The sequence below is a fragment of the Corynebacterium sp. KPL2734 genome (assembly GCF_040225595.1).
Lineage (GTDB): Bacteria > Actinomycetota > Actinomycetes > Mycobacteriales > Mycobacteriaceae > Corynebacterium > Corynebacterium rhinophilum.
Genome location: NZ_JBEHFO010000025.1, coordinates 1 through 19,515, shown reverse-complemented (window position 1 = coordinate 19,515; position 19,515 = coordinate 1). Strand labels below are relative to the sequence as shown.

Below are 19,515 nucleotides of genomic sequence, written 5' to 3'. Positions count from 1 at the left end.
CCGAAAAAATGGCCGAACTGCTAAGCTATGCCACCGAAATCTAAAATCGTGTTTCCACGACCACTAGAATCCGCCCCTTGCAGGAGAAAACGACGAAGCCCCACAAGCTTGTGCTTGTGGGGCTCTGTGTTGTGCCAGGTAGAAGATTCGAACTTCTGAAGGCAATGCCGGCGGATTTACAGTCCGCTCCCTTTGGCCGCTCGGGCAACCTGGCATGCACTCTGTGGTGCGTGTATGTACTTTACTATGAAGCACCCACCTACCTCCAAATCGCCAGCGCAGCGGGGAGAAATGGGGTGTGTAGGAGGGGGCATCGACAAGCAGCTAGCCCACGCGGCGAACGGTGTAGTCCGCGAGCTGGCGCAGCGCTTGGCTAGCGGAATTTTCCGGCAGTACGGAAAGCTGTTCTTCTACGGTGCGTAGGTAGGCGTTAATGTCCTCTAGCGCCCGCTGACGGCCGCCAGACTGGCGCAGGAGCTCAATGGCACGCTCGACCTCAGCATCGGTTTCTAGGGGGCCTGTCAGCAGCTCACGCAGCTGGTCTCCCACCTCGCCGTCCTCTTCCAAGGCGTAGAGGACGGGGAGGGTAAAGACACCCTCGCGCAGGTCGGTGCCCGGAGTCTTTCCGGACTCTTCTGGATCGGAGAAGATATCGATGACATCGTCCACGATCTGGAAGATCATGCCGATGGCACCGCCGATGCGGCTCAATGCAGCAGCGTATTCTTCAGAAGCGCCCGAGTGGTACGCGCCGAGGTAGCCGGCAGAGGCGATAAGCACCGCGGTCTTTTCCTGAATAACGGCCATATAGTGGTCCACGGGGTTGGCTTCGCCAGCACCAATGGTCTCGCGCATCTGGCCGGTCACCAGCTCTTCAAAGGTATCCGCGAAGTGGCCTACGGTATGGGTATCTAGTTGGCTCATCAGGCGGGAGGCGTGCGCGAGGAGGGCATCGCCGGCAAGGATGGCTACGGAGTTATTCCACCGAGAGTTGGCGGATTCCACGCCGCGACGGCGATCCGCCTCATCCATCACATCATCGTGGTACAGGGTGGCAACGTGCACCATCTCCACAACGGTGGCGGACTTAATAACCTCTTCACAGCCCGGATTGGCGCCGTACTCAGAGGCAAGCAGTGCCATCATCGGACGAAAGCGCTTGCCACCTGCCTTGGACAGATGGCTTACCTTGTCCTTCAAGAAGTCCTGGCCGCGGTCAGTTTCACTGCGCAGCTTTTCTTCTACTGCTTCCATGCCCGCGCCAATGCGTTCATTAAGCTGTGGATCACCAAGATCCACGTGAGTGGCATGCGAGTGGCCGTGAGTCATTAAATAGCGTTCCTTGCAATTAAAAGCCAGAGATAATCGTTTATCTACCGTAGTCCAAACCAGCCCCCTTAACACACTTGAGGGGTTGAACTAGTGCAATGATAGTCCCTATGTCGGAACAGATCGATTCCCCCCGCCCTGTCGAAGTCGCCATCATCGGTGCAGGACCCGCAGGAAGTGCCGCGGCCATCCACGCCGCCCGCGCTGGCTATGAGACTGTCCTCATTGATTCATCCGCCTTCCCCCGCGATAAAACCTGCGGCGATGGTCTTACCCCGCGGGCAATGCACCAGCTAGATAAGCTCGGCATTACTGTTAACGCCTCCTACCGCAACCGCGGGCTCAAACTGCACGGCTACGGCGGGGACGTCACCGCCCCGTGGCCGCAGACCTATCCTTCCCAGGTTGGCACTGCCCTGCCGCGCTTTAAGCTCGATGCGCAGCTAGTAGAGGCAGCCACTGCCGCAGGCGCGACGCTTATCTCTGGTACCCCCGCGAGCGCCCCGGTCATGGAGGGCAACCGGGTGACCTCGTTTCGCATCGGCAAGCAGATTATTCAGCCGAAATGGCTCATCGTGGCCGATGGCGTGCGTTCTACCTTTGGCAAGCAATTGGGCCGCACCTGGCACCGAGATGAGGTCTATGGCATCGCCGCGCGCTCCTATGCCGCCTCCCCTCAAGCAACCGAGCCATGGATGCACTCGCACGTGGAATTAAAAGATGAAGACGGTGCCATCCAGCCCGGCTACGGGTGGATTTTCCCGTTGGGAGCAGAGCTTGGCCAGGTCAATATCGGCGTCGGTGCGCTGTCGACCGCGCAGCGGCCGGCCAAGATTAATACCAAAAAGTTGCTGGAGTTCTACGCCGCCCAGCAGCGCGCGGAGTGGGGCCTTGGGGACATCGAACACGTCACCTCTGCCCTGCTGCCCATGGGCGGGGCGGTCTCTAATGTGGCGGGGGCCAATTGGATGCTCATTGGCGATGCCGCCGCTTGCATCAACCCCTTAAACGGCGAGGGCATCGACTACGGCCTCGAGACCGCGGCGCTTGCGGTGGGCATGCTCGGGCCGAAAGATTTCACCCTCACGTGGCCAGCTACCCTGCGCGAGCACTACGGCGAATCCTTCCTGCTCGCGCGCACGGCCGCCCGCCTGTTGACCTACCCGCAATTCCTGCCCGTGGCGGGCCCGTTGGCGCTGCGCGGTCCGGTGGGCCGCTTGCTGATGCCCGCGGCAGCCCGCCTTATGGGCAACCTCATCACGGAGGAGGACCGCGACCTTATCGCCCGCCTGTGGCGCACGGCCGGCCGCACCGTTGGCACCGTCCGGCGCGATACGCCCCTGTGGACCTCCACTGCGGCGGTCTAGGGAGCTTCAGGGGTTACTGTGGGGCATCGGCAAGCGGCTTCGTTGCCGAGTGCAAGGCAACGATACCCAGGGTGAGGTTTTGCCAGCCCGCGTTGGCCCATCCATTGCGGTTGATGGCCGCCGCCAACTCCTCTTGGCCCGGCCAAGCGCGGATGGATTCCGCAAGGTAAATATAGGCATCCGGGTTGGAGGAGACCACGCGCGCAACCGGGGGCAGCAGGCGCATGAGGTATTCCTTGTACACGGTGCCAAATACCGGGACGATGGGCGTGGAAAATTCCGCCACCGCCAGGCGCCCGCCCGGCTTAGTCACGCGCGCCATTTCCCGCAGCCCCAGCTCGTAATCGTGGATATTGCGCAGGCCATAGGAGATGGTGACGGCGTCAAACGTATTATCCGCAAAAGGCAATTTCATGCCATCGCCAGCCACCTTGGGCACGTCGCGCTCGCTTCCGGCGGCGAGCATGCCGCGCGAAAAATCGCAGGCTACGCACCACGCACCGGATTTGGACAGCTCTTCTGTGGACACCGCGGTTCCGGCCGCGAGGTCGAGGACCTTCTCCCCCGGCTGCAGGTTCAGGCGCTCGCGGGTGCGCTTGCGCCAGCGCTTGTCCTGCCCAAAGGACAGGATGGTATTGGTGAGGTCGTATTTTTCGCCGACGGCGTCAAACATGCGCGCGACGTCGAAGGGCTTTTTATCCAGATCTGCCTTAGACACAAATGCCTAGTCTAGGCTACGCGGGCCCCAAGGGCACGAGCCGCCCACCGTGGCAGCTCCGGGCGCTGCCCCAAAATGGTCAGCGGCACCCGGCGGGTATCTTCTAGCACCTCTTCGTAGTAGCCCACCAGCTGCTCGCACAGCGCGGTCCACGTCTTCGAAGAAATGGATGCGCGGGCATTATCCCGCAATTCGGCGTGCACGTCTGGGTTTAAGAGCGCATCGACGGCATTGGGCAGGTCCTCGACAAAGCTATCTACGTCTAAAAGCAGGCCGTTATAGCCTTCCTGGATAAGATCCACGGGCCCGCCTGCCCGCGGGCCGATGGTGGGCACGCCAGAGGCTTGGGCCTCTTGGATGGACTGACAGAAGGTTTCAAATTCGCCGGCGTGCACAAAGACATCGAGCGAGGCATAGGCCTGCGCTAGCTCCTCACCGCTCAACGCGCCGGTAAATACGGCGCCGGGAAGCTGCGCCTCCAAAAGCGGGCGCTCGGGGCCGTCACCGACAATAACCAGCTGAATATTCTCGCGGTCATTGAGTGCCGATAGGCGGTGCACGCCCTTTTCCGCGGCCAAGCGGCCGACGAAGCCGACGATGTTCTTCTTTCCACTCCGGTCCCAGCTGCGGCGCAGCGTGGCAGAGCGCTTGTTGGGATGGAATAGCTCGGCATTGACGCCGCGGCCCCAGTGGCGCACGTGCTTGATGTGGTGTTTTTCCAAGTCCCGGATGGTTAGCGAGGACGGTGCCAGGGTCATCTGGCAGGAATTGTGGATGGTACGCAGCCACTCCCACACGCCATAGGCCAATGCGGAGGCGTGGTACTTGGTGGCGAACCCGGCGACATCGGTTTGGTAGAGCGCCACTGCCGGAATGCGCTGTTGCCGGGCCGAAAATGCGCCCGCTGCACCCAGCACAAACGGGCTGGCTAGGTGGATGATATCGGGCTTGAACTTCCGCAGCGCATCATCCACGGCCGTGGTCGGCACGCCCACCGGCAGCGAATCCACCAGCGGCACGCGCACGGTGGGCACGCGGTAGATGGGAAAGCCCAAATAATCGGGGATTTCTTCTTGACCCTCGCGGGCACCGGGGGCGATGACAATCGCATCGTGTCCGGTTTCGTGCAGGTGCTCTAAAACGCGCAGCACCGAGTTTGTCACGCCATTGACATTGGGGAGGAACGATTCGGCCACGATTGCAACTCGCATGCCACCATAATGGCTTATTTTTCTCGGCCTTTGGTGAATCCAATGAAAAATCTAGGTAAATTATTTTTCAGCCCGATTTTCAGCGGGCTTTTCAGCACGGCGGGTGGTCAGGTTAATAAGCCGCCACAACCCCACTGCGCCAAGCGTCGACACGATGGCCACGGACAGCGCCGGTATGACCGCCAAGGTCCACTCGCGGCCTTCTACCTTCACCAAATCTGGGTTATCTTCGGCGTACTGCACCCATACCTGCTGTCCCTCGCCCAGGTCGGTGGGATAGAGCAATCCTTGCCGCGGGGCATGGTAGATCCCGTCACTATCTTGAAAATCCACGGTGGTGCGCAGCACGCCGACGTCCTTGACCGTTGCCAAGGCCCGGTTAGGCTGTGCGGAAATGGCGCGGTCATTGAGGAATGGCCCCACCACGAGGCCCTCCGACCCCACGACCAGCGCCACATAAATGGCCAGCACGAGCTGGTGCAGCCGGCGCCGAAAAACCGCGGGCGTATAGCGCGGGGCCACTTACTGGCCCACCTTCTGCGTGAGCTTATCCTGCAGCGCCCGGCGCGTAGCACGGGTGGTCTGCGCCTCTACGATGGTGATGCCCGTGGAGTATTCCTTGAGCTCTGCCAGGGTATCCAGCAGCTCCTGTGGGGTGGTCACCAGACGGTAGTCTGCGTCATAAGCCTCTGCCAGCTTGTCGATGCCCACCCCATGCGGCGTTCCAAAGGCCGGCTCGAAGGCATCGCGAAGCGCGGGCGCGCCTTGTTCCAGGGTTTCAAAGATACCGCCACCATTGTCATTGGCCACCACGATGGTGAGGTTTTCCGGCCGCGGCTGGTCCTCCGGGATCAACAGACCATTGGCATCGTGCAGGAAGGTCACATCCCCTACCAAAGCCATCACGCGTGGGGCGCGCCAATTGGTGGGATCCAGCGATTGCGTGGCTAGGGCGACGCCAATGGCTTGGGAGACGGTGCCATCGATGCCCGCCACCCCGCGCGGAGCGTAGGTATCCACGCCATCGAAGGGCATACCGATGAGGGAGGCATCGCGCACCGGATTCGAGGCGCCGAGGACCACCGTGTCATTGACCGCAAGCGTATCGCCTACCGCCGCCGCTACGTGCAGACCGGTAAACCCGAGCTCTTCTTCCTCCAATGTTGCGCGCACGGCCTCGCCGGCCATGTCGGTCGCGCCCTGGCAAATCTTGAGCCACTCGCGGCTTGGCTCGCCGGTGACCTTGACGGTGGTGCCAAGCCGCGCGTTATCCCCACGCTGGTTGGTAAAGTCCGCCGTGCGCGAGAGCACCACGAGCTCGATATCCGGGTCATTCATCAGCGCGAGCACCCCGCGGTGCAGCGTGGGGTGGCCCACCACGATGACCTGCTCAACCTTGGTATTGACCACGTAGTCATTCGCAGAGACCTGCGCCTTGCGGAAAATGTGCGCCGCGGCCGGGTGCACGGGGTGGAAGGGCCCCGGCGCGGAGGGCTCCGCGATGGTCGGCACGTCTTCTAAGCCCTCAACCTCCCAGGCCTCATCGCCGGCGATGACGAGGGTATTTTTGCTCAAGTCCACCGCGACCTCGCCGTGGTCATAAAACCGCGGGGTAGCCGCGCGAGTGCCATCGCCACCTACAGGTTCCGGCAGGCTATCTCCTACCAGCGGCGCGTCAAAGGCGATATTGATGTGCACCTGAAGATCGCGCTCAAACCGCTCCGCAAGGGCGGCAACATCTTTTTGCTCGTTGACCTGGGTGGTATCCGCATAGATGCCGAAGATGCCGTCTTGCACGATGGTTTGGGAAGCACCGGTGCCGATCAACCGCTCTGGACGGTCCGCGCTAATAATGGCGAGCGGGGTATGCGAATAGTGCGCTTCAACCACCGCGGGCAGCGTATTGGCCACGGCCGTGCCGGAAGTCATCACCACCCCGACGTGGCGGTGCTGCACGCGCGCCATGCCTAAGGCGGTAAACGCAGCGCCGCGCTCATCAATGCGCGTATGCACCCGAATATCCTCGCGCGCCAAGAGCGCCAAAGACAGCGGTGCGTTGCGGGATCCCGGGCACAGCACCACATCAGTAAGGTGGCGCGCCAATTGGGCGGCTACCTGTTCAGCCAGCTGCATCGATTCATTCATGCTGCCAGATTTTACCTACTGCGGCGCGGCGGCCGGCAATCGGCAATCCCGCCGCACCGTACCGCGCCGCCGCTACTATGTGTTAGCCCTGCTGCTGGTTGCCGCTATTGCCAAGGAGATCCCGCAAGAGGCGTTCTACGTCGAGGTCATTGCCTTCTTCCAGGCGGTCCTGGATTTCCGGTGGCAGCTCGGAAGGAATATCTTCGGGGAGCTCGTCTTGCAGGTTTGGCAGATTGCGCAAGCGCTCAGAAATGCCAGGGCGCGCATCCTCAGTTTCGGTCACCGTGGTGGGCACCTGCGTGGTCGTGGTTTCCGTCACCGGTTCTGGCGCCGGCTTATCGGCATCGCTCGCGGCATTGCGCCACAAGAAGAACAGGGCGCCCGCCGCCAAGATGGCAACCACGGCGATGGCGGCAAAGACACCGGCCATCCCGCCGTTTTTCCTCTTTCCCCTACCGCGCTGATCCGGGTCATAGTCCGACGGCACCGGCTCATACTGCTGCTGGCCATACTGTTGCTGACCGTACTGCTGCTGGCCATATTGCCCGCCGGGCTGCTGATAGTTTTGTTGGTAATTCTGCTGGTAGTCGGCACTTGCATCGAATTGCCGCGTCTCATTCTGCGGCTGCTGCGCGCCCGGGAAATACTGCTGCGGGCGCTGGTTGCGGGCATCACCGGCCGCGCTATCTGGAACGCGGCCTATCTGGCGCGTGGCATCCTCGGCCGGGCCAGACCACTGGCGGGTCTCGTCAGTGCCGCGGTCATCATTATGAGAGCCTTTTCGGCCATTGGAACCGTTTTCACCAAAGCCATTATTTGTCATGCCTACCAGATGTACATCATTTTCCTGTGAGTTCCCAGGGAATCTCCCAGATGCCAGCGTTGAACCAGGGAGGATGCTAGCTCTGGCGCTGACGTGCCCGCAGCGCCCTACCGGTCGCGGTATCTTCCGCGGCCAGCTGGCTTGGGGTGGCATCGGCGATAATCTGCCCGCCGTCCGCACCGGCACCGGGGCCCATCTCAATGATGCGGTCCGCGCTCGCCAGAACGTTGAGATCGTGTTCGATGACGATCACGGTATGCCCGGCATCGACAAGCTTGTGCAGCTCCGCATTGAGCAGGGCAATATCGGCAGGGTGCAGGCCGGTGGTGGGCTCATCCAGCATGTAGACCGTGTGCCCGCGCCGCGAATTGCGCGAGCGCTGCAGCTCCGTAGCGAGCTTGATGCGCTGCGCCTCGCCGCCGGAAAGCTCCGGCGCGCCTTGCCCCAAGCGGAGGTAGCCCAGGCCCACGGCCTGCAGCGTGGCGATGGCGCGGTGGATCTTTGGTTCATCGGCAAAGAATTCGGCGGCCTCATCCACGGTGAGCTCCAGTACCTCTGCGATGCTGCGCCCGTGCCAGGTCACCTCGAGGGTCTCATCGTTGAAGCGGGCACCGCCACACTGCGGGCAGGTAGTATAGGAGCCTGGCAAAAAGACCAGCTCTACCTCGATTTTTCCGGCGCCACCACAGGTAGGGCACTGGCCCTGCTTTACGTTGTAAGAAAAGCGCGAAACCGTCCACTTGCGCTCCTTGGCCTCCGGGGTGGAGGCAAAGAGCTTGCGCACGTTATCGAAAAGGCCGGTATAGGTGGCCAGCGTGGAACGCGGGGTGCGGCCGATGGGCTTTTGGGAAATCTGCACCAGACGGGAGACCTTATCCAGGCCCTCTACCCCTGCAAGCGAGAACTCGTGGCCGCCCTCGTCCGCATCGTCTTTATCCTCATCGGCCACGGCGGTGGCGGATTCCTTGAGGGTTTCTGCCAGCACGGTGCTCACCAGCGTCGACTTGCCCGAGCCCGATACACCTGCCACAGCGGTAAATTGCCCCAGGCCAAAGTCCACATCGAGCCCGTCTATACTGCGCGCAGAAATGCCGCGGAGGCGGAGTTGGTTGGAGGGGGTACGGGGGGCATCGGCAAGCGCGAGCTCACGCTGCGCCAAGGCACGGGCGGTGGGGGTATCCGCGTCGTAGTCCTGGACCGGCCCGGAATAGACCACCTTGCCGCCGCCCTCGCCGGCGTAGGGGCCGACGTCCACGAGCCAATCCGCCTGGGCCACCAAATCCATATCGTGTTCCACGAGCAGCACCGAATTGCCGGCGGCGATGAACCGGCGGCACATCTCCAGCACCGCCCCGCGCTCATCGGGGTGCAGGCCAGCAGACGGCTCGTCCAGCACATACGCCACGCCGAAGAGGCCGGAACGCAGCTGGGCGGCGAGCCGGATGCGCTGCAATTCACCCGCCGAGAGGCTCTGGGTGGGCCGGTCCAGACTCAGGTGCGCCAGCCCCAGCTCCAAGGCGGAGGTCAGCGCCGGCAGGACCTGCTTGAGCAGCAAATCCTCCGCGGAATTCTCCTCCGGTTCCTGCGCGCTAAGCACCTCATAGACCTGGTCCAGCGGCAGCGCGCCCAGCTTGTCGATGCTCATGCCCGCATACGTCACCTTGAGCGCCCGCGGGTTCAACCGCCGGCCGTGGCAGGTATCGCACTCGCGGGATTCCATGAAGGACAACGTGCGCTTGCGCAGCGATTCCGATTGGGTCTCCTGCAGCGTCTTGGTGAGGTAGCTGGCCACCGAGCGCCACGTGCCCTCATAATTGCGCTGGATCTGGTCCGCGCCGCGCAAGGGTTTCACGGTGACCACGGGGCGCTCTTCGGTAAATAGGATCCAGTCGCGGTCTTCCTGCGGCAGGTCCTGCCAGGGCGAATCCAGGTCATAGCCCAAGTTCATGAGGATATCGTGGAAATTCTTCCCGGCCCACGCACCGGGCCAAGCCTTAATGGCGCCTTCCTCAATGGACAAGGTAGGATCGGGCACCATCGATTGCTCAGTGGGCTCGTGCACCACGCCCGCGCCCTGGCACTGCGGGCACATGCCCTCAGGGGTATTCGGCGAAAAGGCATCAGAGTAAAGGCCCTCAGGGTTATCCCCGGCGCGCGAGTACAATAGGCGCACGCTATTAGATAGCGCGGAGACCGTGCCCACCGTGGAGCGCGCCCCGCCGCCGGAGGTGGATTGCTGCAGCGCCACCGTGGGCGGCAAGCCCTCCACCTGGCTTACCTGTGGGTCCACCGCGGAGCTAATGAGCCGGCGCGCAAACGGCGCCACCGATTCCAGGTAGCGGCGCTGCCCTTCCCCGTGGATGGTGCCAAAGGCCAGGGAGGACTTTCCGGAACCGGAGACTCCCGTCACCGCCACGAGTTGGCCGCGCGGCATATCCACATCGACGTTGCGCAGGTTGTGTAAGTGGGCATCGCGAACCTTGATTGTCATGACCACAATCCTACCCGCGCACCAGCTTCCTAAGGCAACGCTTCGGCCCGCCACCCCCGCCGCGCATTGCCTACCGATCTGTCTACCGCTCCGCCTGCCAAGAATTAATTTCACGCCCGCCCGGAGTGTTCCGGCTGGCGAGCGCGCCCTGCCGCCACCGAGCCACAGGCGGTGCATATTTAGCCAGCGCCCCAACTGATAGACTTCATTGTCTATTATGACGATTCCGCTTGGTCTATAAGCTAGAAGGTAGGGCTCCGCGTTGACCGATAACACTTCATCCATCGCGCTGATTGGACTTGGCCCCCGCGGCATTTCCGTCCTCGAGCGCCTCGTGGCACAACTCAATACTGTGTCTCACCCGCCAGAAAAGCTGACGCTACATCTCATCGATGATGCCCAGCACGGCGGCGGCAAGATTTGGGATATCAACCAGCCCAAGTACCTGTGCATGAATACCTTCGCACACGGCATGACGCTGTTTTCTGACCCCGGCTCCACTGTGGAGGCTCCGGTGGTTGAAGGCCCCACCATCTACGAGTGGATCCGCCTGACGCTTGGCGATGCCAACGTGCCCGCCGGCGCCCGCGATTACGCCGCTGCCCACCCGCTCGATCCACAGGTGCTTGAGGAATTCGGCCGCGCAGAGCTGGAGAAATTGCGTCCCGAATCCTATTTGCCGCGCGCGCTCTACGGCCACTACATCCTGTGGGTCTTCCGCTCGGTCCTGCAGGACGTGCCGGAGTGGGTTGAGGTCAAGCAACACCACGCCCGCGTGGTGGATATTGAATCCCGCGATGGCGCGGATATTTTGCACCTCAACAACGACACCACCGTTGAGGCCGGCTCCACCTTGGCGGTCACGGGCTGGCAAAACCAGGGTTATACCGAAAACGAGCGGTGGATCCTTAAGACCTTGGAAGATAACCCCAGCCTGCGCTGGATTCGCGCTGATAATCCCATTGACCAGGGCGTTGACTCCATCGAGGACAATGAGAAAGTCCTCGTGCGCGGGCTTGGCATGGGCTTTTTCGATATCCTCATCCTGTCTACCGTGGGCCGCGGCGGTAAGTTCGTTGAGGATTCCTCCAAGCCTTGGGGCATGCGCTATGAGGCCACCGGCACCGAGCCCACCTTTGCGGCTGCTTCCCGGCGCGGCTATCCCTTCCTGCCGCAATCCGATGAAGGCTCCCTGCCACCGGCCGCGGAAATCCCGCGCCTGAAGAAGGTCGTCGCCGAGCTATCCCACCGCACGGGCGCGCGCTCCATCAACTATGACACCGAGGTGTGGCCGGCGGTCGCCCGCGATGCTTACCAGGCCTATATCGATTCCCTCGCCCGCGTCGAGCCGGAGAGCCTGCGCTCCTCCCGCGAGGAGATCATCGCTGCCCTCGATGCCACTCCGGTGGATGCGGGCGTGGCCTATAACGGCCTGGCTCAGCTCGATGAGGTCATTGCGCACCACACCACCAAAGATTTCAGCCTGTTGCGCTGGATGCACCTGCTCACGGAGGATTTTTCCAACCAGCAGGAGCTCACCGAGCACATCGTGCAGAGCCTGTGCGAGGACCTGGCAGAGGCCCAGAAGGGCCCGGATAGCCCGGTGCGCGCCGCCTTGTGGTCGGTCGGTTTCTCCCGCAAACCCACCCAGGTACTGGGCGCCGAGGGCCGCTATACCCTGGAGTCGCGCCACCACATGTTCGATAAGGCCATTTCCTTGGGTCAGACCACGTGCTCCGGCCCGCCGCCCTTCCGCACGCAGCAATTGCTGGCGCTTGTCGATGCCGGCATTGTCAGCTTCGTCGGCGGCAATCCCGTCTTGGGTACGAATGCCGACGCCGGCGAATGGACCATCAGCTCCAGCGCCTCTGGCGGCAAGCGCATTCCGGGCACGACGCTTCTCGATGCCTGGGTGCACAAGCCCGATATCCGCCGCACCCCGCACGATTCCTTCATGCACTCCCTCGTGGAATCCGGCCGCGTGCGCGCGTTTACGGAAACCGCCAGCGACGGCATCGAGGTACCTACCGGCTCGCCTGCCGAGGACCCCGATACCCGCCAGGTCCACAACGCCGACGGCACCGTGGATGAGCGCCTACACCTCGTAGGAATCCCCGCCCACGCCGAGTACCCAGATACCACCCTGGCCCCGCCCATTCCGGGCACGGATTCGTGGTTCATCCAGGAAGCCGATAAGGCCGCCGTGCACGCGGCCCAGGTAGCCCTCGCGGGGCAAGCGTAGCTATCAGCGAGGGGGCAGGCAACCGCCTGCCCATTACGCTGTTAGCAGTTCCGTTCGGAGGAGCCCAGGATTCATACTCCTAGCCCCATGCCGGGGCAGGTTATGTTTATCTGCGTTCGGACCTGACCCCCATTTGGTGGACACCCGATTAGTGCGGATTTTGTGTCCGTAAGAGAGGATGTTCATTGTGAGTCAACAACGCCAGAAATACACACCTGAGTATCGACGTGAAGCCGCAAACCTGGTAATCGAATCGCAGCGCCCAATTGCTCATGTAGCCAAAGAAATTGGTGTCGCACCTGGCCTTTTAGGCCGATGGGTGAAAAATGAGCGTCAACGCCTAAGGATCCTCCGATGGGCTAAGCGAGGCGGATCTTCGTGCTGAGAATGCTCGTCTGCGTCGTGAGCTGGCAGAAGCCAAGATGGATAACGAGTTTTTGTCACAAGCGACAGCCTTCTTCGCCGCGAAGCAACGCGAGCAGAAAAGTTCGAATTGATGCAGCAGAAGAAGGCTAGCTACAGCATCAAGCGCATGGCACGACCGTTAAAAGTGTCTCGGTCTGGATATTACAAATGGGCCCATATGCAGCAGCAACGCTTATCCGGTAAAGATGATCGGACATCTTTTTATGATGATGTTGATCGCAAGATTCATCAGATCTGAAAAAGACTCCGACGAGGTCTATGGTGCCCCGCGGATTACCGCAGAACTAGGTGAGCGCTACCAGATTAGTGTGAATCGCAAGACTGTAGCCAAGCGGATGCGCATGATGGGCATTGAAGGGATTTCACCGCGTGCTTTCGTTCCAGTGACAACGATCCAAGCCAAGCGTAAAAGCATGCTTCCTGACCTGGTCAAGCGCATGTTTGATACTGGTGAGCTCAACCGGGTGTGGATGTCAGATATTTATCTACCTGCGCACCGGTGAAGGCTGGTTGTACTTATGTGTGGTTCGCGATGGTCATTCCCGCAGGGTGCTGGGCTGGGCTATGGATAGCGTGCAAGATACTTCCCTGGTCGAACGAGCACTTCGGATGGCGCATACGCTGCGCGGTGACGTTGCTGACGGTCTCGTGTTTCACGCCGACCGGGGAACGCAATTTACCAGCGAGCAGCTCTGGGAGGTGTGCCGCAACCTAGGGGTTGCCCAGTCTGTGGGGCGTACCGGGGTGTGTTTCGATAACGCGATGGCTGAGTCGTTCTGGTCGACGCTGAAAACCGAGTTCTACGACCGGAAGCGCTGGGCAACCCGCGCTGCTGCGCGTCAGGCTGTGGCTTACTGGATTGAGGTGGTCTACAACCGTCGGCGCCGGCACTCCGCCCTCGGGATGGTCAGCCCTGTCGATTTCGAAAACCACATCACCCAAACCAGAAACGAAGAAAAAATCGCTGCCTAACAACTAGGTAGCTCCACTACGTGTCCACGATTTGCGGGCAACCCCAATCAGGTGTCCACCAAATGGGGTCAGGTCCCGTCGAGACATAGATATAGCCCACCCGCTGCCCACATGAACCGGAATCTTTACTCGCCGACATCACACTCACTACTTTCTGCAAATCTAAAGTCTAGATCCCACTATGCAAGTGTAAAACAATGGCCGAAGTGGCCCTATTTTACAGCAAACATTCTGCCCCAAACCGGCGTAACAATAGGGTGTACCTTGTTCTTCACAAGCCTGACTCATTAATTTCAAAACTATGATAATTAACATAGGCATTCATCTATGTATCCAGGTGTAAAGCGCGCTATCCTAAAAGTGCTGGAAACAGCGACATCATCTTTCCCCAAGGAGTATAAAATGCATAAAGTAGCGAAAGGCCTAGCGGCAGCTTTTATTGCTGTATCTATGTCGACAGCTCAAACACCAGCGATGGCAGTCCAAGCCCCACCATCACAAACGTTCACAGAAACACGTGCAGTAAGTCAAAATCCTGCCGAAACTCCCGCTTTCCTCGGCGGCGAGCTTCATGGACTCACAACTCAAACACTGTCAGTTGATGAATACGGTGAAGTTACCGCAACCATCAATAATGACACCGGAGAAGTGACTACTACTTACCCTGACGGTTCAGCCAAAACAATCACCGCAGAGGAAAGCGCACAAGCACTTCGAGCTCGTCTTAATGAAGCAAGCCCAGAACAGATCGCCGGCCTACAGGCTTCCATGGAAGAGCGCATCTCCAAAGAACAGGTATGCCCTTACGTTGTTGGCCTAGTCGGTGCAGGACATGCTGCATCTTGGGGCAAAGTACTAGCTCTAGCAGCTGTCAACCCCGCGATTGCTGGACTAGCATTTGCAGGTGAAACCGTATTCTGGACATGGGTATCTACCCACTGCTAAAAGGAGAACCTCATGCCACTGTGGATCATCGCAATTGTAGTTTTTGCTGGGGGCAGCATTGGCTATGCCCTTGGTCTAAAAAAGCGAATGGAAGATAATCCAAAGCTCCAAGGAAAAGGCCTTCGAGTTTTGTTTTCAAATAAGTAGAATATTACATTCGCTCCGGTTCGTCACTCATCCGAGTAGGCGAACCGGATTTTTATCAGACTTAACACGTCAAATAGGGGGGTGTTCCTATATAGTTTGTCAACCTCGCGGGTGGATTAGCCGGGGTTGATTTTTCAGCCGGGGTTGTTTGGCCGTGTTGTTTTCGGGCATGACAGCTAGCCGACTGGGATTTTACCCGGTCGGCTGTCTTTGCTCTTAGTGTCTAGGCTGCTAGGTCTTCCTGTAATGGTGCGGGATCGTGGTAGCACTCGTGGTTGCGCATCATGGCGTAGAGGACGGTGAGTCGTCTGCGGGCTAGTGCTACGACTGCGGCGTTATGTCTCTTGCCTTCACGGCGCTTTCGTTCATAGAATTGCCGGGAACGCTCGTGGAATCTGATGGATGCAAAAGATGATTGCCATAGGGCGTTCTTTAATTTTTTATTGCCGGCTCGGTTCAGTGAGTTCGACATGATCGAGGTTCCGGATTGATTCGTTCGGGGCGATAAACCAGCGTAAGAGGCTAGGTGCCCAACTGACGGAAAGTCGGACATGTCGTCTGCGGTCATGAGAATTTGTGCTGCCGTCTTTGGTCCGATTCCCGGCATGGATAGCAGGATTTGAGTGTGGGGGATGTCGTTGATGAGCTTGATGACTTCCTGCTCGATTTGTTGGCGGTGCTCGAGCTTTAAAAGCGCGTCCTTCGCCGACATTGCTACGCCCATTTCGGCATAGTGTGCACCTGCAATAGTGACTGTTTGCTCAGAGATAGCAGCGAATATGGCATCGAGGACAGGTTCGGGGTTGCGTGCCTTATATCGTCGAGCCAAGGCAGCTGCCTTGGCCTTACCTAAGCGTTTTATCTTGGTGGGCCCGCCGTAGCGTGCAAGTAGGTGTAGAACCCACTTGCGGTGGATTATCTGACCGCGAAGGGCTTGTTCGAATTGCGGGTAGCAGCCTACTAGCGCACTTCGAATCTGGTTGATGAGCCTGGTGTAGGAGCGTGCTAGGTCTTCGTCGATACCGTTGAGGACCTTCAATTGGAGGAAGGCTTCTTGGACGCGGTCGACGCTGCGGAGGGATTCCGGAAGGTTCTTTGCAGCGTGGGCGATGATATAGGCGTCCCGGATATCAGTTTTGGCATTACCAGCGTGGATGCGTGAGAGTTGACGCATAGCCAAACCAGGAAGGTAGCGCACGTCGATTCCGATATCTTGAGCAACCGCGACAGTTAGTCGACCAATGTTATTTGGCTGGTCTACGACGACAAGGACCTTGTGGTCGTGTGCGCTGAACGTTGAAAAGAGTGTGCGCAGGGATTTTTCGTTTTGGTTGATGCGCTTAGATAGCACCTGGGCGCCGTCGATATCTAAGACGCAGGCGTGGTGGAAGTATTTGCCAACATCCATGCCGATGACATAGTCGTAGGTCATGCCAGACCTCCTAGCGAGTTGAATGAGTATGGGACTTATTTCATCTCTGGTGGTCGGACATACTTCACGCTGGCATCCACATTACTTTGAGACCTCGCACATTCTGTGCGGGTCAGGTTCCTATTAGCAGTCTGGAGTATGTCACGAGAGTGTCTAATGGTTTGTGTGTAGGTTCCCAACCTGCATAAGGAGATAAGCCAGAATGACTAGTGTGGCACGACGAGATCCGGCTGATAAGGCCAAGATTGATGCGATTGAAAAGAAGCTTCTTGCTAACCCTGAAATCGCGAAACTTATTGATGAGCTAGGCACGTCCACCACGGATGCTAATGACCTGGTTCGCGGTATGTTGCAAGCTTCAATTACCCGCGGGCTGAACGCGGAAATGGATACTCACCTGGGCTATGCATCCGGTGATAGAGCAGCTAAAGCTAGTGCTGGAACGGATAATTATCGCAATGGGACGTATCCGAAAACCGTAGATTCTAATTACGGTCCAGTAAGCATTGATGTTCCACGAGATAGAAACGGCACGTTTTTCTCCTACGATGGTGCCCAAAGGCTCGAGGAGATTGACCGACGTTGATGACATGATTGTCAGCTTGTATGCCGGTGGGATGACCATTCGGGATATCCAGCATCACATGGCTACTGCCCTGCGGGTAGATATTTCTCATGAAACAATCTCTGCAGTAACTGATGCCGTCGGCGATGAGGTTATGGTCTGGCAAAACCGCCAGCTAGATGAGTTCTACCCCGTTATCTTCCTGGATGCGTTACGCATTAAAGTCCGCGATGGTGGCCGAGTGGTCAACAAATCCGCGTACATGGCAATTGGTGTGGATCTTGACGGTATTAAGCACATTTTGGGCCTATGGATTGCCAAAGAAGAAGGCGCTTCATTTTGGGCGCAGGTATGTGCCAATCTTTCTAACCGTGGGGTCAAAGACGTCTTTATTGTCTGCTGTGACGGGCTGAAAGGCTTGCCAGAAGCAGTAGAGGCAACGTGGTCGAACTCTATGGTGCAAACCTGTATCGTGCACCTGATTCGCGCAGCTAACCGATGGGTAGCCTACGGGGATCGCCGAGGCGTATCGGCCGCGTTGAAAAAGATTTACACCGCTGCAGACGAATCCACAGCTCAGGTTGCTTTAGACGAATTTGAAGCCTCTGAATTAGGAGAAAAGTATCCCCGCTCAGTCAAGGTCTGGCGGGATGCTTGGGCGCGTTTCGTACCGTTTCTGCAGTTCCCGCCAGCAGCCAGGAAGGTAATCTATACGACGAATTCGATTGAATCATTCAACAATGAACTGCGTAAAGCTACCCGCAACAGGGTGCAGTTCACCAACGATGAATCAGCGCTGAAAACGCTGTGGTTGATGATCTGCAATATTGAAGACAGACGAGCTGCCAAGAGGGCGAAGCAGGGCAAACGGGCCTCAGCGACAGCCGGCAGACTCGTGGAAGGAGCACGAGTATCCGGCTGGAAACAAGCCATCAACCAAATGGCCGTGGCCTTTCCCGACCGCTTCGACAAATACCTATAGTCCGACCCCACACACAAACAACTTGACACGCTCTACAGCGACCGTTGTATTCAATAAGTACCCACTGCCCCTTAGACCACCTCAGTTCCACGTGGGAGGCTCCGAAGTTTACTTCCAGAGCGTCAAGGAGCGATAAGGTATATTCCACGGCACCGGAATAGTGGTTGTCCTCCGGTCCTACTGTGATAGCTGAATATATGTGGGGAGCTCCAGATTCCTCCGTAAGTCCGTATCGGAAAACTTCGGTCACAATATGACGCCCTTCGGCTGTCACCGTGTTCACAAAATATTGAGGTCCGTCTACGTACTCCTGAAGAACCACGGAGGGTGATTTTTCTCCTAGCAAAGTCGTAGAATTTTGAATGGTAGTAATCGCCTGAAGAGTCTCGGGTTCTGTTTTGCAGAAATAGACATGGTCACTGCCCCCGCTTCCCACAGGCTTGACAACACAATCCTTGACCAGGGACGGGTCTAGATAAAGGCTGTCTTGTGCAGAAGCGGAGGATAGGGTAACAGACCTTGGGGCACGCAGTCCATATTGGTGAGCAACTTCAATCATTCCTTGCTTATGGCGACGGTGCCAGATCTTCTCTCTACCGTTATGCGGTAGTCCTAACTCAGCTGAAACCCACTCAGCTATGGATACTCCTGATTCGCTTCCCGGCACAACAAGGTCAAATTTTTCTTGGCTACATTCCCGGAGTAGGGCCAGGGCCCATGGATCGGAAATGCTCCCGTCTTCGTTAGCTGAGATGGCATACGGCGGGTTAGCAGTAGCAACCTCTACGTCCCTTTTTGGCGCAGGGTTGCCACCAGATCGGCGCCACTTGAAGAATCATCAACTACTAATATTTTCATTTTTCCGTGTTCCCCACATTGCTTGGCTTATGGTTATTGCCACAATGAGCATCAACAAAGTTAACTGAATTGGTTCGACTTGAGAGCCCAATGCCACCTCGGTAGCCATCACCACGGCCGGAAGGGCCGCGATGATCAGTGCCGAGATGAAAGGCGGCGCTAAGGTAATTCCCCACTGCAAGAGCAGGATAGGAAAAGTAATGCACATCACCGATAGCAGGACGATTGACAGGGTAGAGCCTCGAAGCATCTCCGCTTCCACGGAAAAGAAAGCCACGAGACCGCTAATAATCCAAGCTAAGTGAAACCTCACTGCTGCAATCGTGAGAACGCTGTTCCCTTGTTCAGTAGCCCAGCGCGAGGAGTAAAGCACTCCTACCGCAGAAATTCCTGCGCCTACAGCTAGAGCGAAACCCAGATAAGACTGGGGTGAACTGCTTCCCGTTCCTAGGAAGAAAAAACATAGAGCCAGAACCACTACTGCAGTTGTTGACACCAATGAACTGCTGAGCCTTCTGGCCGACCAAGTCATTATTACTGCGACAATAAAAGGGCCGACTCCTGTTTCGATGACACTTGCTGCAGTGGACTGCATCAAAGTAGTGGAAACATAGAATAAGCAGAAAGCGCCCGCAGTAAACAGATTGAGGCTTGCTGCAGTTATCATTTTCATGGGGGGATGCGGTGTTTCCGTAGCTCGGTATTTTCTACGATAAAACGCTATGAAGTGCCCCGGGTTTTGTTCCTAGGCGTTTGCCTTGATTTCTATTATTGCTTGCGGCGGGTGCTGGTCCCAAAATTCGGTTTCCACTTCAGCTGGCGTGCGGTAGCCCAAGCTTTGGTGAAGCCTCGTCTCGTTCCA

Annotated in this window: 14 protein-coding genes, 1 tRNA gene and 2 pseudogenes; 6 read left to right on the top strand and 11 right to left on the bottom strand. The window is 58.4% G+C overall.

The window, feature by feature from the left end:
* Positions 1 to 132: 132 nt before the first annotated feature.
* A tRNA-Tyr gene (locus ABRP88_RS10745) sits at positions 133 to 214 on the bottom strand.
* A gap of 110 nt (positions 215 to 324) precedes the next feature.
* Positions 325 to 1,329: a polyprenyl synthetase family protein gene (locus ABRP88_RS10740; protein ID WP_284895837.1), complete on the bottom strand. Its 1,005-nt coding sequence runs from the start codon at positions 1,327 to 1,329 to the stop codon at positions 325 to 327.
* Between the two features lie 98 nt (positions 1,330 to 1,427).
* Between ABRP88_RS10740 and ABRP88_RS10735 the strand changes: the two genes are divergently transcribed.
* Positions 1,428 to 2,696: a geranylgeranyl reductase family protein gene (locus ABRP88_RS10735; RefSeq protein WP_349837191.1), complete on the top strand. Its 1,269-nt coding sequence runs from the start codon at positions 1,428 to 1,430 to the stop codon at positions 2,694 to 2,696.
* A 13-nt stretch (positions 2,697 to 2,709) separates the two neighbouring features.
* Here ABRP88_RS10735 and ABRP88_RS10730 read toward each other — a convergent pair whose 3' ends face one another.
* The 6 genes from ABRP88_RS10730 to ABRP88_RS10705 form a co-directional block, all read right to left on the bottom strand.
* On the bottom strand, positions 2,710 to 3,414 hold the full coding sequence (locus ABRP88_RS10730; RefSeq protein ID WP_237801721.1) for a demethylmenaquinone methyltransferase: 705 nt from the start codon (positions 3,412 to 3,414) through the stop codon (positions 2,710 to 2,712).
* An 11-nt stretch (positions 3,415 to 3,425) separates the two neighbouring features.
* On the bottom strand, positions 3,426 to 4,625 hold the full coding sequence (locus tag ABRP88_RS10725; protein ID WP_349837190.1) for a glycosyltransferase family 4 protein: 1,200 nt from the start codon (positions 4,623 to 4,625) through the stop codon (positions 3,426 to 3,428).
* 60 nt (positions 4,626 to 4,685) lie between these two features.
* Positions 4,686 to 5,147, bottom strand: a complete 462-nt coding sequence (locus ABRP88_RS10720; protein WP_349837189.1) for a DUF3592 domain-containing protein — start codon at positions 5,145 to 5,147, stop codon at positions 4,686 to 4,688.
* Positions 5,148 to 6,770, bottom strand: coding sequence for a 2-succinyl-5-enolpyruvyl-6-hydroxy-3-cyclohexene-1-carboxylic-acid synthase (gene menD / locus ABRP88_RS10715; protein ID WP_349837188.1), 1,623 nt, complete (start codon positions 6,768 to 6,770; stop codon positions 5,148 to 5,150).
* An 82-nt stretch (positions 6,771 to 6,852) separates the two neighbouring features.
* Positions 6,853 to 7,593, bottom strand: coding sequence for a hypothetical protein (locus tag ABRP88_RS10710; protein ID WP_349837187.1), 741 nt, complete (start codon positions 7,591 to 7,593; stop codon positions 6,853 to 6,855).
* A 76-nt stretch (positions 7,594 to 7,669) separates the two neighbouring features.
* Positions 7,670 to 10,084 carry an excinuclease ABC subunit UvrA gene (locus ABRP88_RS10705; RefSeq protein WP_349837186.1) on the bottom strand — a complete coding sequence of 805 codons (2,415 nt, stop codon included), beginning with the start codon at positions 10,082 to 10,084 and terminating at the stop codon, positions 7,670 to 7,672.
* Between the two features lie 262 nt (positions 10,085 to 10,346).
* On the opposite strand from ABRP88_RS10705, the gene ABRP88_RS10700 reads away from it, so the two are divergent.
* From ABRP88_RS10700 to ABRP88_RS10685, 4 genes and pseudogenes are all read left to right on the top strand, one after another.
* Positions 10,347 to 12,326, top strand: a complete 1,980-nt coding sequence (locus ABRP88_RS10700; RefSeq protein WP_349837185.1) for an FAD/NAD(P)-binding protein — start codon at positions 10,347 to 10,349, stop codon at positions 12,324 to 12,326.
* A gap of 178 nt (positions 12,327 to 12,504) precedes the next feature.
* A pseudogene (locus ABRP88_RS10695) lies at positions 12,505 to 13,724 on the top strand (IS3 family transposase).
* A 327-nt stretch (positions 13,725 to 14,051) separates the two neighbouring features.
* Positions 14,052 to 14,669, top strand: a complete 618-nt coding sequence (locus ABRP88_RS10690) for a hypothetical protein (protein ID WP_023028242.1) — start codon at positions 14,052 to 14,054, stop codon at positions 14,667 to 14,669.
* Positions 14,670 to 14,681: 12 nt separating this feature from the next.
* Positions 14,682 to 14,816: a hypothetical protein gene (locus ABRP88_RS10685; RefSeq protein ID WP_023016690.1), complete on the top strand. Its 135-nt coding sequence runs from the start codon at positions 14,682 to 14,684 to the stop codon at positions 14,814 to 14,816.
* 223 nt (positions 14,817 to 15,039) lie between these two features.
* Here the strand turns inward: ABRP88_RS10685 and ABRP88_RS10680 are convergent, their stop codons facing one another.
* Positions 15,040 to 16,248 carry an IS110 family RNA-guided transposase gene (locus tag ABRP88_RS10680; protein WP_237791548.1) on the bottom strand — a complete coding sequence of 403 codons (1,209 nt, stop codon included), beginning with the start codon at positions 16,246 to 16,248 and terminating at the stop codon, positions 15,040 to 15,042.
* 202 nt (positions 16,249 to 16,450) lie between these two features.
* Here ABRP88_RS10680 and ABRP88_RS10675 point away from each other — a divergent pair.
* Positions 16,451 to 17,795 (top strand): annotated as a pseudogene (locus tag ABRP88_RS10675) (IS256 family transposase).
* On the opposite strand, the gene ABRP88_RS10670 reads toward ABRP88_RS10675, so the two are convergent.
* Together ABRP88_RS10670 and ABRP88_RS10665 are read right to left on the bottom strand one after the other, a co-directional pair.
* Positions 17,746 to 18,354, bottom strand: a complete 609-nt coding sequence (locus tag ABRP88_RS10670) for an ATP-grasp domain-containing protein (RefSeq protein WP_349837184.1) — start codon at positions 18,352 to 18,354, stop codon at positions 17,746 to 17,748. The pseudogene ABRP88_RS10675 and the gene ABRP88_RS10670 sit on opposite strands and share 50 nt — an antisense overlap.
* Before the next feature lie 279 nt (positions 18,355 to 18,633).
* Entirely contained in the window at positions 18,634 to 19,326 is a 693-nt protein-coding gene (locus tag ABRP88_RS10665; protein WP_284864873.1) for a DMT family transporter, read from the bottom strand.
* Between the last annotated feature and the right edge of the window lie 189 nt (positions 19,327 to 19,515).

Excerpts from the sequence above, each read along its gene's own strand:
- ABRP88_RS10740 (WP_284895837.1), bottom strand. The coding sequence starts at position 1,329 with ATGACTCACGGCCACTCGCATGCCACTCACGTGGATCTTGGTGATCCA.
- ABRP88_RS10735 (WP_349837191.1), top strand. The coding sequence starts at position 1,428 with ATGATAGTCCCTATGTCGGAACAGATCGATTCCCCCCGCCCTGTCGAA.
- ABRP88_RS10725 (WP_349837190.1), bottom strand. The coding sequence starts at position 4,625 with ATGCGAGTTGCAATCGTGGCCGAATCGTTCCTCCCCAATGTCAATGGC.
- menD (WP_349837188.1), bottom strand. The coding sequence starts at position 6,770 with ATGAATGAATCGATGCAGCTGGCTGAACAGGTAGCCGCCCAATTGGCG.
- ABRP88_RS10710 (WP_349837187.1), bottom strand. The coding sequence starts at position 7,593 with ATGACAAATAATGGCTTTGGTGAAAACGGTTCCAATGGCCGAAAAGGC.
- ABRP88_RS10705 (WP_349837186.1), bottom strand. The coding sequence starts at position 10,084 with ATGACAATCAAGGTTCGCGATGCCCACTTACACAACCTGCGCAACGTC.
- ABRP88_RS10690 (WP_023028242.1), top strand. The coding sequence starts at position 14,052 with ATGTATCCAGGTGTAAAGCGCGCTATCCTAAAAGTGCTGGAAACAGCG.
- ABRP88_RS10685 (WP_023016690.1), top strand. The coding sequence starts at position 14,682 with ATGCCACTGTGGATCATCGCAATTGTAGTTTTTGCTGGGGGCAGCATT.
- ABRP88_RS10680 (WP_237791548.1), bottom strand. The coding sequence starts at position 16,248 with ATGACCTACGACTATGTCATCGGCATGGATGTTGGCAAATACTTCCAC.
- ABRP88_RS10670 (WP_349837184.1), bottom strand. The coding sequence starts at position 18,354 with ATGATTGAAGTTGCTCACCAATATGGACTGCGTGCCCCAAGGTCTGTT.
- ABRP88_RS10665 (WP_284864873.1), bottom strand. The coding sequence starts at position 19,326 with ATGAAAATGATAACTGCAGCAAGCCTCAATCTGTTTACTGCGGGCGCT.